At 72.7% G+C, this 14,266-nt stretch carries 13 protein-coding genes; 11 read left to right on the top strand and 2 right to left on the bottom strand.

Annotated features, from left to right (window positions below; translation table 11 throughout):
- The first annotated feature begins 267 nt into the window (after positions 1 to 267).
- The 10 genes from infC to PS271_RS03965 all read left to right on the top strand — a co-directional run bounded on the left by infC (position 268) and on the right by PS271_RS03965 (position 11,203).
- On the top strand, positions 268 to 927 hold the full coding sequence (gene infC, locus PS271_RS04010) for a translation initiation factor IF-3 (protein ID WP_398380148.1): 660 nt from the start codon (positions 268 to 270) through the stop codon (positions 925 to 927).
- Between the two features lie 127 nt (positions 928 to 1,054).
- The gene (gene rpmI / locus PS271_RS04005; RefSeq protein WP_030369870.1) at positions 1,055 to 1,249 is read left to right on the top strand and encodes a 50S ribosomal protein L35; all 195 of its coding nucleotides are present in this window, start codon (positions 1,055 to 1,057) and stop codon (positions 1,247 to 1,249) included.
- A 92-nt stretch (positions 1,250 to 1,341) separates the two neighbouring features.
- Entirely contained in the window at positions 1,342 to 1,728 is a 387-nt protein-coding gene (gene rplT / locus PS271_RS04000; protein ID WP_030369869.1) for a 50S ribosomal protein L20, read from the top strand.
- Positions 1,729 to 1,861: 133 nt separating this feature from the next.
- Entirely contained in the window at positions 1,862 to 2,695 is an 834-nt protein-coding gene (locus PS271_RS03995; protein WP_359098536.1) for a TrmH family RNA methyltransferase, read from the top strand.
- Between the two features lie 35 nt (positions 2,696 to 2,730).
- Positions 2,731 to 3,903: a sensor histidine kinase gene (locus tag PS271_RS03990; RefSeq protein ID WP_398380145.1), complete on the top strand. Its 1,173-nt coding sequence runs from the start codon at positions 2,731 to 2,733 to the stop codon at positions 3,901 to 3,903.
- A 167-nt stretch (positions 3,904 to 4,070) separates the two neighbouring features.
- The gene (pheS, locus tag PS271_RS03985; protein WP_398380143.1) at positions 4,071 to 5,195 is read left to right on the top strand and encodes a phenylalanine--tRNA ligase subunit alpha; all 1,125 of its coding nucleotides are present in this window, start codon (positions 4,071 to 4,073) and stop codon (positions 5,193 to 5,195) included.
- Positions 5,195 to 7,705 (top strand): phenylalanine--tRNA ligase subunit beta, encoded by a 2,511-nt coding sequence (gene pheT, locus PS271_RS03980; protein WP_398380141.1) that lies wholly within the window; start codon positions 5,195 to 5,197, stop codon positions 7,703 to 7,705. The genes pheS and pheT overlap by 1 nt, the downstream gene beginning before the upstream one ends.
- 268 nt (positions 7,706 to 7,973) lie before the next feature.
- Positions 7,974 to 9,182: a PP2C family protein-serine/threonine phosphatase gene (locus tag PS271_RS03975; RefSeq protein WP_398380139.1), complete on the top strand. Its 1,209-nt coding sequence runs from the start codon at positions 7,974 to 7,976 to the stop codon at positions 9,180 to 9,182.
- 106 nt (positions 9,183 to 9,288) lie between these two features.
- A complete protein-coding gene (locus PS271_RS03970; RefSeq protein WP_398380137.1) occupies positions 9,289 to 10,626 on the top strand; it encodes a tetratricopeptide repeat protein in 1,338 nt (445 codons plus the stop codon).
- A gap of 46 nt (positions 10,627 to 10,672) precedes the next feature.
- Positions 10,673 to 11,203 carry an NUDIX hydrolase gene (locus PS271_RS03965; RefSeq protein ID WP_030369862.1) on the top strand — a complete coding sequence of 177 codons (531 nt, stop codon included), beginning with the start codon at positions 10,673 to 10,675 and terminating at the stop codon, positions 11,201 to 11,203.
- 147 nt (positions 11,204 to 11,350) lie between these two features.
- Here the strand turns inward: PS271_RS03965 and PS271_RS03960 are convergent, their stop codons facing one another.
- Positions 11,351 to 11,608, bottom strand: a complete 258-nt coding sequence (locus PS271_RS03960) for a hypothetical protein (RefSeq protein WP_398380134.1) — start codon at positions 11,606 to 11,608, stop codon at positions 11,351 to 11,353.
- A 190-nt stretch (positions 11,609 to 11,798) separates the two neighbouring features.
- A complete protein-coding gene (locus PS271_RS03955) occupies positions 11,799 to 12,656 on the bottom strand; it encodes a 3-hydroxybutyryl-CoA dehydrogenase (RefSeq protein WP_356281842.1) in 858 nt (285 codons plus the stop codon).
- A gap of 195 nt (positions 12,657 to 12,851) precedes the next feature.
- On the opposite strand from PS271_RS03955, the gene PS271_RS03950 reads away from it, so the two are divergent.
- Positions 12,852 to 14,129 (top strand): glycoside hydrolase family 10-like protein, encoded by a 1,278-nt coding sequence (locus tag PS271_RS03950; protein ID WP_495656771.1) that lies wholly within the window; start codon positions 12,852 to 12,854, stop codon positions 14,127 to 14,129.
- Positions 14,130 to 14,266: the final 137 nt, after the last annotated feature.

The raw sequence follows: 14,266 nt of genomic DNA, 5'->3' as shown, positions 1-14,266 counted from the left end.
TGCTCCCCAGCTGGTAGGGTGAGGGAACGACCGGCTGGACACACATGTGCCCGGCCCACAAGTGGAGCTCCGTTCTCCCACCTCGCCCGGCCCCAGGTCGGCAGGTCTCCGGTCAGGCGGCGCCCATCGTTCCGTACGGACGATGGAGCTGCCCGATGCGCCCCGCGGCATGCCGTGGCGGTGTTCCGGTTTTATGGAGCCCCGCCTGTGTCCCGTCGGGGCATTTTTGTGTGTACCGGCGCGGTTGGTCTTAGGAAAAGACGTTACGTGGCCGCCCGCCAGGCCGCCGCGTGGTGCTACCGAGGAGGATCCATCAGCGCCGAGCCCCGCATCAACGACCGGATTCGAGTCCCCGAGGTGCGACTTGTCGGTCCCAGTGGCGAGCAGGTCGGCATCGTGCCGCTTGCCAAGGCACTGGAGCTTGCGCAGGAGTACGACCTCGACCTCGTCGAGGTGGCGGCGAACGCCCGTCCGCCGGTCTGCAAGCTCATGGACTACGGGAAGTTCAAGTACGAGTCGGCCATGAAGGCCCGTGAGGCGCGCAAGAACCAGGCGCACACGGTCATCAAGGAGATGAAGCTCCGGCCGAAGATCGACCCGCACGACTATGACACCAAGAAGGGTCACGTCGTCCGGTTCCTCAAGCAGGGCGACAAGGTCAAGATCACGATCATGTTCCGTGGTCGCGAGCAGTCCCGGCCGGAGCTCGGCTACCGACTGCTGCAGCGCCTCGCGGAAGACGTCCAGGACCTCGGTTTCGTCGAGTCGAACCCGAAGCAGGACGGCCGAAACATGATCATGGTCCTCGGTCCGCACAAGAAGAAGACCGAGGCGATGGCCGAAGCCCGCGAGGCACAGGCCGCCCGCAAGGCGGAGCGCACCGGCGCTGCGCCCGCGGACGCCGCCGAGGAGCCCGCAGAGGCGTGATCCGGGGGCGCCCCGCGCCCCGGATGACCCCCGGGGCATCCGCCCCGGACACCAACCGAAACAGATGACACTCCCGTGCGCCCTGATCCGGCCGGGGGAGTGCCACCGACGAGGAGAGAACGGCGCTATGCCGAAGAACAAGACGCACAGCGGTGCCAAGAAGCGCTTCAAGGTCACCGGCTCCGGCAAGGTCCTGCGCGAGCGCGCCGGCAAGCGCCACCTGCTCGAGCACAAGTCGTCCCGCCTGACGCGTCGCCTCACCGGCAACGCCGAGATGGCCCCGGCCGACGCCAAGAAGATCAAGAAGCTTCTCGGCAAGTGACGTTCCGGCTTCGGCCGCACGTCCACACCGGGACCCAATCGATTTCGGGTCGTGTGAGAATCCACCACGACCCCGCTACAAGGAGTTAACAAGTGGCACGCGTCAAGCGCGCAGTCAACGCGCACAAGAAGCGTCGGGCGATCCTCGAGGCGGCCAGCGGTTACCGCGGCCAGCGGTCGCGTCTGTACCGCAAGGCCAAGGAGCAGGTCACCCACTCCCTGGTCTACAACTACAACGACCGCAAGAAGCGCAAGGGCGACTTCCGTCAGCTGTGGATCCAGCGCATCAACGCCGCTGCCCGCCAGAACGGCATGACGTACAACCGCCTCATCCAGGGTCTGAAGGCCGCCAACATCGAGGTGGACCGCAAGATCCTCGCGGACTTGGCCGTCAACGACATGAACGCGTTCGCCGCGCTCGTCGAGGTCGCCCAGAAGGCCCTGCCGGCCGACGTCAACGCCCCGAAGGCCGCTGCCTGACCGGCACCCCGAGGCTGTTGCTGACCGGACCCGCAGGCCCACGGCCTGCGGGTCCGCTCGCGTCCGGCCCCAGGACCCCCGCTGCCGCCCCGCCGGCACCGCACCGCGCACACCAGCAACCGAAAGTGAGCCCATGGCGGCCCCCGAGCTGACCTCCCTGCGATCGCCCCGTGTCATCGCGGCCCGCCGTCTTGCCAAGCGCAGCTTCCGCGCCAAGGAGCGCCGCTTCATCGCGGAGGGACCGCAGTCCGTCCGCGAGGCCATAGGCCACCTCGTCGAGGTGTACGTGACGCCGGACGCCGCCGAGCGCCACGCGGACATCGTCGCCGCCGCCCTCGCCGCCGGGGTGCCCGTCCTGACCGCGACGGACGAGGTCATCGCCGAGATGTCCGACACCGTCACCCCGCAGGGCATCGTCGGCCTCTGCCGCTTCCTGGACACGCCGTTCGAGGAGATCCTGGCCGGCCGGCCCCGCCTGGTCGCCGTCCTCGCCCACGTGCGCGACCCCGGCAACGCCGGCACCGTCCTGCGCTGCGCCGACGCCGCGGGCGCCGACGCCGTCGTGCTCACCGACGCCTCCGTGGACCTCTACAACCCCAAGGCTGTACGGGCCTCCGTCGGCTCCCTCTTCCACCTGCCGGTCGCCGTGGGCGTCCCCGTGGAGCAGGTCGTGAGCGGTCTCCAGGGCGTCGGCGCCCGCATCCTCGCCGCCGACGGCGCGGGCGACCGCGACCTGGACGCCGAGCTGGACCGGGGCACCATGGGCGGGCCCACCGCCTGGGTCTTCGGCAACGAGGCGTGGGGCCTGCCGGAGGAGACCCGCGCGCTCGCCGACGCCGTGGTGCGCGTCCCCATCCACGGCAAGGCCGAGAGTCTGAACCTCGCGACGGCCGCCGCCGTGTGCCTCTACGCCTCCGCCCGTGCGCAGCGTGCACCCGGAGGGTGCCGCTCCGTGACCTTCAGCTAGTAGGGTTGCCCCCGGGGGATCGGGAGGGGGTGCGGATGACGAACGTCAGGACTTCCGGGGGCGTGGCCGACGCCGCTCCGGCGGCGGATGCTGCGCCGCACGGTTCCCCCGGGCAAGGAGCGCCTGCTCAGGGGCTCGCGGGCCTCGGCCTGCACCCCGACGAGCTCCCCGACGGCCTCGTCGTCGCCGACGAGAACGGCCGGGTCACCTGCTTCAACGCCGCCGCGGCCCGGATCACCGCGGTCCGGCCCGACGAGGCGCTCGGCCGCTCCCTGGAGAGCGCCCTGCCCCTGGAGGACCTGGACGGCCGCCGCTGGTGGCCGATGACCGATCCGTACGGCGGCCTGACCACCCGGGTGGGCCAGCCCGAGCGGAATCTTCTCCTCCCCGGCGGCCGCGAGGTCCTCGTCTCCGTGCGCTACGTGCGCGAGCACCCCGCCGGCCCCGTGCGCCGCCTCGTCGTCCAGCTGCGCGGCACCGACGCCCGCCGCCGCACCGAGCGCAGCCACGCCGAGCTCATCGCCACCGTCGCCCACGAGCTGCGCTCGCCGCTCACCTCCGTCAAGGGCTTCACGGCCACGCTCCTCGCCAAGTGGGAGCGGTTCACCGACGACCAGAAGCGGCTGATGCTGGAGACCGTCGACGCCGACGCCGACCGCGTCACCCGGCTGATCGCCGAGCTCCTCGACATCTCCCGGATCGACTCCGGCCGTCTGGAGCTGCGCCGCCAGCCGGTCGACGTCGTCGCGGCCGTCCGCCGCCACGTCCAGGCGTACACCACCGCGGGCCACCGCCCCGACCGCTTCGAGGTCAAGGTGACGGCCCCCCTGCCCGCCCTCTGGGCCGACCCCGACAAGGTCGACCAGGTCCTCGGCAATCTCCTGGAAAATGCGGTGCGCCACGGCGAGGGGCGCGTCACGATAGAGGTGGCGCCGGCGCTGCTGACGGCACGGCCGGAGGGCACGGAAGGTACGGCGATCACGGTGAGCGATGAGGGGCCGGGCATCCCCGAGGAGTCGATGAGCCGCGTCTTCACCCGCTTCTGGCGGGGCAGCAAGCGCGGCGGCACCGGCCTGGGCCTCTACATCGTCAAGGGCATCGTCGAGGCCCACGGCGGGACGATCACCGTCGAGCGGGCCGCCTGCGGCGGCGCGCGGTTCCGATTTACCCTGCCCGTGGGCGCCCCGGCCTTTCTCTCACAGGCCTGAAGCGGGCGGCCCGCGGGCCCGACGACCACCACGCGCCCCTTAGACTCGACCTTTGGCACCTTTGGCACGACCTTGGCACCCATCTGTCGGGCAAGCGCCGCCGGCGAAGCGAAGCCTGGGGGCACCTCCCAGCGGTAGCTGGGAGAAAATCGGAAGCACGGGAAGAGATGTCCGCACCCAATAAGTCGTACGACCCTGTCGAGGTCGAGGCACTGAAACCGGAAGAGATCGAGCGCATGCGGGACGAGGCGCTCGCCGCCGTCGCCGCGGCCGCCGACCTCGACGCTCTGCGCGAGGTCAAGGCCGCGCACGCCGGTGACCGCTCGCCCCTCGCCCTCGCCAACCGCGAGATCGGCGCCCTGCCGCCGCAGGCCAAGGCCGAGGCCGGCAAGCGCATGGGCATGGCCCGTGGTGCCGTGAACAAGGCCTTCGCCGCCCGCCAGGCCGAGCTGGAGGCCGAGCGCGACGCCCGTGTGCTGGTCGAGGAGGCGGTGGACGTCACCCTGCCGTACGACCGCACCCCGGCCGGCGCCCGCCACCCCATCACGACCCTCAGCGAGCGCATCGAGGACGTCTTCGTGGCCATGGGCTACGAGGTCGCCGAGGGCCCCGAGGTCGAGACCGAGTGGTTCAACTTCGACGCGCTCAACATCGCGCAGGACCACCCGGCCCGCGCCATGCAGGACACGCTCTTCGTGCAGGCGCCGGGCAAGAAGGACGCCGAGTCCGGCGTCGTGCTGCGCACCCACACCTCCCCGGTGCAGGTCCGCACGATGCTCGACCGCGAGCCGCCCATCTACGTGATCTGCCCCGGCCGCGTCTACCGCATGGACGAGCTGGACGCCACGCACACGCCGGTCTTCACCCAGGTCGAGCTCCTCGCCATCGACGAGGGCCTGACCATGGCCGACCTCAAGGGCACCATCGAGCACATGGTGCGCTCGCTGTTCGGCGAGGGCCTGACCACGCGCCTGCGCCCCAACTACTTCCCCTTCACCGAGCCCTCCGCCGAGCTGGACATGCAGTGCTATGTCTGCCGCGGCGAGTCGGCCGGCAACCCCGACCGCCCCTGCCGCACCTGCTCCAGCGAGGGCTGGATCGAGCTGGGCGGCTGCGGCATGGTCAACCCCCGCGTGCTGACCGCCGCGGGCATCGACCCGGAGAAGTACAGCGGCTTCGCCTTCGGGTTCGGTATCGAGCGACTGCTGATGTTCCGCCACAACGTCGAGGACATGCGAGACATGGTCGAAGGTGACGTGCGCTTCACCCGGCCGTTCGGGATGGAGATCTGATGCGAGCCCCGCTTTCCTGGCTGCGGGAATACGTCGACCTGCCGGCCGGTGAGACCGGCCGCGACGTGCAGGCCAAGCTGATCGCCGCGGGTCTCGAGGTCGAGCGCGTCGAGAGCCTCGGCGCGGACCTGAAGGGCCCCCTGGTCGTCGGCCAGGTCCTCACCATCGAGGAGCTGGAGGGCTTCCGCAAGCCGATCCGCTTCTGCACCGTCGACGTCGGCACGGCCAACGGCACCGGTGAGCCGCAGGAGATCGTCTGCGGCGCCCGCAACTTCTCCGTCGGCGACAAGGTCGTCGTCGTGCTGCCCGGCGCCGTCCTGCCCGGCGACTTCGCCATCGCCGCCCGCAAGACCTACGGCAAGGTCTCGCACGGCATGATCTGCTCCGGCGAGGAGCTGGGCATGGGCGACGACGGCACGCACGGCATCATCGTGCTCCCGCAGGAGTACGAGCCCGGCACCGACGCCATCGAGCTGCTCCAGCTCGTCGACGAGGTCCTGGACATCGCCGTCACCCCCGACCGCGGCTACTGCCTGTCGATGCGCGGCATCGCCCGCGAGGCCGCCACCGCCTACGGCCTGCCGCTGCGCGACCCGGCCCTGCTCGACGTGCCCGGGCCCAACACCCTCGGCTACCCCGTCCAGGTCGCCGACCCGGCCGGCTGCGACCGCTTCACGGCCCGCACGGTCACCGGTCTCGACCCCGAGGCCCGCTCCCCGATCTGGCTGCAGCGCCGCCTCCAGAAGGCCGGCATGCGCCCGATCTCGCTGACCGTCGACATCACCAACTACGTGATGCTGGAGCTCGGCCAGCCGCTGCACGCCTACGACCGCTCGCGCCTCGACGGCCCGATCGGCGTCCGCCGTGCCGAGCGCGGCGAGAAGCTGACCACCCTCGACGGCACCAAGCGCGTCCTGGACGCCGAGGACCTGGTCATCACCGACAACCGCGGCCCCATCGGGCTCGCGGGCGTCATGGGCGGCGCCGACACCGAGATCGCCGGCCACGCGGACGGTCAGGCCACCACCGAGGTGGTCATCGAGGCGGCCCACTTCGACCCCACCGCCATCGCCCGCGCCGTCCGCCGCCACAAGCTGCCCTCCGAGGCGGCCAAGCGCTTCGAGCGCGGCGTCGACCCGGAGGCGGCCGCCGCGGCCGCCCAGCGCACCGTCGACCTGCTGGTGCTGCTCGCCGGCGGCACCGCCGACGCCGGCGTCACCGCGTTCACCGCCCCCAGCGGTCCGCGCACCATCGCGATCAGCGCCGACCACCCGGACCGCGTCGCCGGTGTCGAGTACGGCCGGGAGACCGTCGTCCGCCGCCTCCAGCAGGTCGGCTGCGACGTCTACGGGCAGGACGAGCTGATCGTCACCGTCCCGAGCTGGCGCCCCGACCTCACCGACCCGAACGACCTCGCCGAAGAGGTCATCCGGCTCGAGGGCTACGAGAACCTGCCCGCCACCCTGCCGGCGCCCCCCGCCGGCCGCGGCCTGACCCACCGTCAGCGGCTGCACCGCCGCGTCGGCCGGGCGCTGGCCGGCGCGGGCTACTCCGAGGTGCTCAACTACCCCTTCGTCGGGGACTGGGCGCTCGACCACCTGGGCCTGGAGGCCGGTGACCCGCGCCGCACCACGGTGCGCCTGGTCAACCCGCTCTCCGAGGCCGAGCCCTCCCTGCGCACCACGATGCTGCCGGGCCTGTTCACGGCCCTGCGCCGCAACGACAGCCGCGGTGAGCACGACCTGGCCCTCTTCGAGACCGGTCTCGTCTTCCTGCCCACGGGCGAGGAGACCACCCCGGTCCGGCTGCCCGTCGACCGCCGCCCCACCGACGAGGAGATCGCCGGCCTGAACGCCGCGCTGCCGCAGCAGCCGCGCCGTGCCGCCGCCGTCCTCGCCGGCGCGCGCGAGCGCGACGGCTACTGGGGCAAGGGCCGCCCGGCCGGCTGGGCCGACGCCGTCGAGGCCGGCCGCACCGTCGCCCGTGAGGCCGGCGCCGAGCTGATCGTCCGCCAGGACCAGCGCGCGCCGTTCCACCCGGGCCGCTGCGCCGCCTTCTACGCCGTGGTCGACGGCGCCGAGGTGTTCGCCGGCTCCGCCGGTGAGCTGCACCCGCGCGTCATCAAGGCCTTCGGCCTGCCGGAGCGCACCTGCGCCATGGAGATCGACCTCGATGTCCTGGAGCGGGCCGGCACCGGTGCCGTCGAGGCTCCGCACGTGTCCTCCTTCCCGGTGGCCACGCAGGACGTCGCGCTCGTCGTGGACGCCTCCGTCGCGGCCGCCGACGTCGAGGCCGCGCTGCGGTCCGGCGCGGGCGAGCTGCTGGAGTCGCTGCGCCTGTTCGACGTCTTCACCGGCGAGCAGCTCGGCGCGGGCAAGAAGTCGCTCGCCTACGCGCTGCGCTTCCGGGCGGCCGACCGCACGCTGACCGCGGAGGAGGCGTCCGCCGCGCGCGACGCCGCCGTCGCCGCGGCCGTCGAGCGCACGGGCGCGGTGCTGCGAGGCGCCTGAGGCCGGTGACGCCGTGTGACGGCCGTCAAGCGCTTGCGCGGCGGCCGAAAACAGTCGGCGGAGGCTGACCAAGACGCGGGAGACCGCGGAAAGAAGCAGCCAGAACGAGGGGCGCATCCGGGTGAACCGGGTGCGCCCCTCGCGCGTTCCCTCGCTCAGGAGTGTCCGAATATCACTCAATAGGGTGGAAACGAAGGTCCGGGTCGTTACTTAGCGCTGAACACTCGCGAGAATCGGGGGCGTCATTGCTGCTAGGGGGGCCAACGGCATGATCCGGACAAGAGCGGTGGGCTGGCGGCGGGGGGTGGTCTTCGCTCTCCCCGGCCTGTGGGTACTCGGAGTGGTCGTGTGGGAGCTTCTGTGCCCCCGGGGCCAGGCCGTGCAGCTGCTCGCCGCCGCGCCCGCCATCGCCTGCGCGGGCACCGGCCGCCGCCAGTGCGTGGCCGCCGCGGGGGCCTGCGCGATCCTCGCCCTCGTGCCCCTGGGCTCGGCCGGGCGCGCCGACGCCGGCATCCGCGCCGGCACCTGCTGCGCGATCGTCGCCGTCGCCGCCGCGGGCTGCGCCGTCACCGTGCGCCGCCGCCGGCTCCTGCGCGAGCTGGAGCGCGCCCGCGAAGTCGCCGCCACGGCCCAGAGCGTGGTGCTCCGCCCCCTGCCGCCCCGGCTCGACGGGATCGCCGTCGCCGGCGGCCACCTGTCGGTCAGCGAGGGCGCCCTCGTCGGCGGCGATCTGTACGAGGCGCTGGCCACGCCGTACGGCGTGCGCATCGTCATGGGCGACGTCCGCGGCCACGGCCTCACCGCCATCGGCACCGTCGCCGCCGTCCTCGGCAGCTTCCGCGAGGCCGCCCACGACGAGCCCGACCTCGCCGATGTGCTCCGCCGCCTCGACCGCGCGCTCCAGCGCCATCTGTGCGAGCGGGCCCGCGCCGAGGGAAGGGCCGGGCCCGGAGCCGATCCGGAACGCTGGCTGGGCGAGGAGTTCGTGACCCTCCTGCTCCTGGAAGTCGCCCCCGACGGCGTCGTCACCGCGCTCAATTGCGGCCACCCCTGGCCGTATCGGCTCGCCTGCCCGGCCGGAGACGGCGACGGCGTCGGCGCCCGGGCCGCCTCCGTCGGCCGGGGCGACCCGCTGCCGCCCCTCGGCCTCTTCCCGCTGCCGTCCGAGCTGCCCGTCGCCCGCCTGACCCGGCTGCTGCCGGGGGACGCCCTCGTGCTCCACACGGACGGCGCGGAGGACGCGCGCGATGCGGCCGGGGCCTTCTTCCCGCTGGCCAGGGTCCTCGGCGATGCCGCGGGCGGGGCGCCCATCGTCCCCTCCAGAGTCATCGACCGCGTCCAGGCCGCCCTGCTGCGGCACACCGGCGGCCGGCTCTCCGACGACATCGCCCTGCTGGTGCTCAGCAACGACCGCCGCCGCGCCGCGGGGCACGGGCCGCGCCCGTGCCTGGTCCGCTCGGGCCGCCCCCGCCGCTGACGCCGGCCGCGAGCCGCCCAACTGACGCTCCGCCACGGCCGGTTCACACCCCGTGCGAAGCGATCTCCACTACGCTGGGCCCACCGAGCGCATGCGGAGGGGCAGGATGGAGCCCAACACTCTCCTAGACGCCATCCTCGACGAAGCAGGCATATCCCACGCCGGACTGGCCGCCCACATCAATGCGGCGGGCCGGGCCCGGGGGCTTTCCCTGCGGTACGAGCACACCGCCGTCGCCCGCTGGCTGAAGGGCCAGCGGCCCCGCGGCCAGGTGCCGGACCTGATCTGCGAGGTGCTCGGCGAGCGGCTGCACCGCCCGCTGACCCTCGACGACATCGGCCTCGGCACCCCGGGCAGCCCCCGCCTGCCCAACACCCCGCTCTCCGGCTTCGTCGAGCGGGCCACCGCCCTCTGGCGCTCCGACGAGCAGCAGCGCGAGCACGTCGTCACCGCCCCCGCCGTCACCGGGACCCCCGCCGTCATCCCGGTCTGGGAGTGGGAGAACCCGCCCGAGGACGCCGACGTCTCCCGGCGCGGCCTCACCCGGGTCTCCATGGACGACATCGAGATGCTGCGCGCCGCCCGCACCCACTACGAGCAGATGTACCGCAAGGCCGGTGGCATCGCGACGCGCGCCCGCGTCGTCGGCTTCCTCAACGCCGAGGCGGCCCCGCTGCTGCGCGGCAGCTACCCCGACGAGACGGGTCGTCAGCTGCACCGGGCCACCGGCGGCCTCGTCGCCGTCGCCGGCATCTGCGCGTACGACTCCGACGCCCACGGCCTGGCCCAGCGCTACTTCCACCAGGCGCTGCGGCTGGCCAAGGCCAGCGGCGACCGGGGTCTCGGCGGCTACGTCATCGCCCTGCTCGTCAACCAGTCGCTGTTCATGCGCGAGTACCGGCAGGCCGTCGCGTTCGCCGAGTCCGCGCTGCGGGCGGCGGGCGCGGAGCTCACCCCGGCCCTCGCGGCCGATCTCTACGCGATGCAGGCCAAGGCGTACGCCCGGCTCGGCGACGGCGCCGGCGCGCTCGCCTGCATCCGCCGCGCCGAGACCGCCGCCGAGCGCATCCGCCGCGGCCAGGAGCCCGCCGAGACCGGCTATGTGCAGCCCGGCCTGGTGAACGTGCAGGTGGCGGAGGCGCTTCTCAGCCTCGGCGATCTCGGACCCGCCCGTGAGCACGCGGACCGGGCCGTCGACACCCCCGCCCACGACCGGGGACGTGTCCACCGGCTCGCCATGCTCACGCACATCGAGCTGCGTCAAGGAGACGCGGACAAGGCGGTGGCCACCGCGCGGGAGATGACCGAGCAGGCGAGAGGCATGGAATCGCAGCGCTTACGGGACCGGCTCCGGGCGGTGCGCGAGCACCTGATCGAAAGTGGGTGTGCGGCCACTGCCGAGGCCGCCGAGATGATCGACGGGGCGCTGCGCGTGCCCCTGTGAGGACAGCGCCCGGGGAGGTGGCCACCTCGGCGGAAGGTGGCAACACGTGCGTTGGAAGAATCTCAGGGAACGGACGGTCTACGCGAACCGCTGGTTCCGGGTCAATCTCGCGGACGTCCAACTCCCCGACGGCCGCCACCTCGACCACTTCCTCATCAGGCTGCGGCCCGTCGCCGTGGCCACGGTGGTCAACGAGGCCAACGAGGTCCTGCTGCTGTGGCGGCACCGCTTCATCACCGACAACTGGGGCTGGGAGCTGGCCGCCGGCGTGGTCGAGGACGGCGAGGACCTCGCCGGCGCGGCGGCCCGCGAAATGGAGGAGGAGACCGGGTGGCGGCCGGGCCCGCTGCGGCACCTGATGTCCGTGGAGCCGTCCAACGGCCTCACCGACGCCCGGCACCACATCTACTGGTCCGACGAGGCCGAGTACATCGGTGACCCGGAGGACGCCTTCGAGTCCGACCGGCGCGAGTGGGTGCCGCTGAAGCTGGTGCCCGACATGATCGGCCGGGGTGAGGTGCCGGCCGCGAACATGGCGGCGGCCTTGCTGCTGCTGCACCACATCAGGCTCGGCTGATGCCTGTCCGGCGGATCCTCGCCCGGCTGCGGCGGAAGAAGTTGTGCCCGCCGCAGCGGTGGCACGCCACAGCGGTGAGGGTCCGGCGGAGTCCACGGCCGCCGGAGCCGACGCGTACATCATGATCCGCCGGACGGGCAGCGGCGCTCACCGGCCGGTCGCCTGCCAGACGGCCAGTGCCAGGGCGGCGACCCCGGTGAGCGCGGCCAGCGAGGGCAGGGGCCACCTGCCGTGCTCCAGCGCCCGCACCCGGCCTGCCATCTCGGTGATGTCGCGCTCCGACTGGTCGCTGCGCTGGGTGAGGAGGGCGAGGTGGCCGTCGATGCGGACGACGCCGACATCGAGGCTACGACGGAGCTCCGCGAGCTCAGCCGTTCTGGTGGCCTGCTCGGGATGCATGGTCACGGTCCGTACCCCTTCCGGAATGAGTCCTGTGTGTCCGACGAGCCGAGTCAATCGCGTAGCGGCGCGGAACGGGAGCGTGTGCGGGGGGTATATGCGAGTCACCGCCGCACACCCCGTGCGAACACGGGTGTGCGGCGGTGACGGTGCGTGACGGGTGCCCGGCGGTCCGGGCGACCTCGGTCCTCGGTTCTCAGTACGAGTAGAAGCCCGAGCCGGTCTTGCGGCCGAGGCGGCCCGCGTCGACCATGCGCTGGAGCAGCGGGGGAGCGGCGTACAGCGGCTCCTTGTACTCCTGGTACATGCTGTCGGCGACCGAGGCCACGGTGTCCAGGCCGATGAGGTCGGACAGTTTGAGCGGGCCCATCGGGTGGGCGCAGCCGAGCTCCATGCCGTTGTCGATGTCCTCGCGGCTGGCGATGCCCGACTCGAACATCCGGATCGCGGAGAGCAGGTACGGGATGAGCAGGGCGTTGACCACGAAGCCCGAACGGTCCTGGGCCCGGATCGCGTGCTTGCCCAGCACGTTGGCGACCAGCGCGTCGGCGCGCTTGATCGTTTCCTCGCTGGTGGTGAGCGCCGGGATGAGCTCCACGAGCTTCTGCACCGGGGCCGGGTTGAAGAAGTGGATGCCGATGACGCGGTCCGGCCGGGAGGTGGCCACGGCCAGCTTCACCAGCGGGATCGAGGAGGTGTTGGAGGCCAGGATCGCGTCGGGGCGGGTGACCACCTGGTCGAGCACCTGGAAGATCTCGCTCTTGACCTGCTCGTTCTCGACGACGGCCTCGATGACCAGATCGCGGTCGGCGAACTCGCCGAGGTCGGTGGTGAAGCTCAGCCGGGCGAGCGTCGCGTCGCGCTCCTCCTCGGTGATCTTGCCGCGCTCGGCGGCCTTGCCGAGGGAGTTGGTCAGGCGGGTGCGGCCGATCTCCAGAGCCTCACCGGTGGTCTCGGCGACCATGACGTCCAGGCCGGCCCGGGCACAGACCTCCGCGATCCCCGCGCCCATCTGGCCGCAGCCCACCACCCCGACACGCGCTACGTCTGCCACAGTGTCCGTCAACATCGTGCCTTTCGCTGATCTTGGTCGTCCGGCGGGGCGCCGCGTCCTGCGCCGCGCTCTCCGCCTCGTTCCAGACGTTACTCCGCGCCGTGCGGTCCCGGCGGTGCCGGGGCGGGCATGCTGGCCCCGAACGGTGTGACCGATCCGACGAGACGGCGAAAAGAGGTCCCGCAAATGGGGCGTATGACCCGAAGAGGGTTCACCGTGGCCGCCGCGGGGATGATGTCCTCCGCGATGCTGGCGTCCGGCGAGGCCGCAGCGGAGGAGCCGGGAGCGGTGGAGCCGGGCAGGCCGGGGCCCGCGCTCGCGGGCGCGGCCGGCGAACGCCGGCGGCGGCGCGAGTTCCGGGGGATGTGGGCCGCGACCGTCGTCAACGTCGACTGGCCCTCGAAGCCCGGCCTGGAGCCCCGGCAGCAGCAGGACGAGCTGACCGCCCTGTTCGACGCCGCCGTCGAGCGCCGCCTCAACGCCGTGATGCTCCAGATCCGTCCCACCGCGGACGCCTTCTGGCCCTCCCCGTTCGAGCCCTGGTCGGAATACCTGACGGGCACTCAAGGGCGCTACCCGGGCTGGGACCCGCTCTCCTTCGCCGTCCGCGAGGCCCACCGGCGAAGACTCGAACTGCACGGCTGGTTCAACCCGTACCGCATCGCCAACCACACCGACCCCGGCCGGCTCGTCCCCACCCACCCCGCCCGCATCCACCCCGAGTGGGCCGTCCCCTACGGCGGGAAGCTCTACTACAACCCCGGCCTGCCCGAGGTGCGCCGCTTCGTGCAGGACGCCATGCTCGACGCCGTCTCCCGCTACGACCTCGACGGCGTGCACTTCGACGACTACTTCTACCCGTACCCCGTGGCCGGGCAGCGCTTCGACGACGACACCGCGTACGCCCGCTACGGCTCCGGCTTCCCCGACCGGGCCGCCTGGCGGCGCGCCAACATCGACCGGCTGGTGCGGGAGACGGGGGAGCGCATCAAGCGGCGCAAGCGGCACGTGCAGTTCGGGATCAGCCCGTTCGCGGTCTGGCGCAACCGCTCCACCGATCCGCTCGGCTCGGACACCCGCGCGGGCGTCCAGACCTATGACGACCTGGGCGCGGACACGCGGAAGTGGGTCCGCGAGGAGTGGATCGACTACATCGTGCCGCAGGTCTACTGGCACATCGGCTTCGCCGCGGCGGACTACGCGAAGCTCGTGCCGTGGTGGGCGGAGACCGTGCGCGGCACGGGGGTGCGGCTGTACGTCGGCGAGGCGCTGTACCGGGCGGGCGACCCCGCCCAGCCCGCCCCCTGGCAGGACCCGGCGGAACTCTCCCGGCACGTGGCGCTGGGGCGGGGGCACGCGGAGGTGCAGGGGAACGTCTACTTCTCGGCGAAGTACGTGGTGGGGGACCCGATCGGGGCGATGGGGCGTGTGGTGAGGGACCACTACCCGACGAGGGTGAGACCGCCGCGGTGAGGGCGGGGCGGGGGCGGGGCACCCTTGCTGCTCCCGCACCTCACCACCGCCGCGGCGTGCTCAGCCACCTACGAGGTGTCCGGCGGTGCCGAACCGGCCTGGGGCCCGTACGGCGCCGCCGAAGGCCGCCGCGGTGG

The sequence above is a fragment of the Streptomyces sp. SCA2-17 genome (assembly GCF_044336695.1).
The sequence above is the reverse complement of the archived record's forward strand: the minus strand, read 5'-3'. Positions and strand labels throughout refer to the sequence as shown.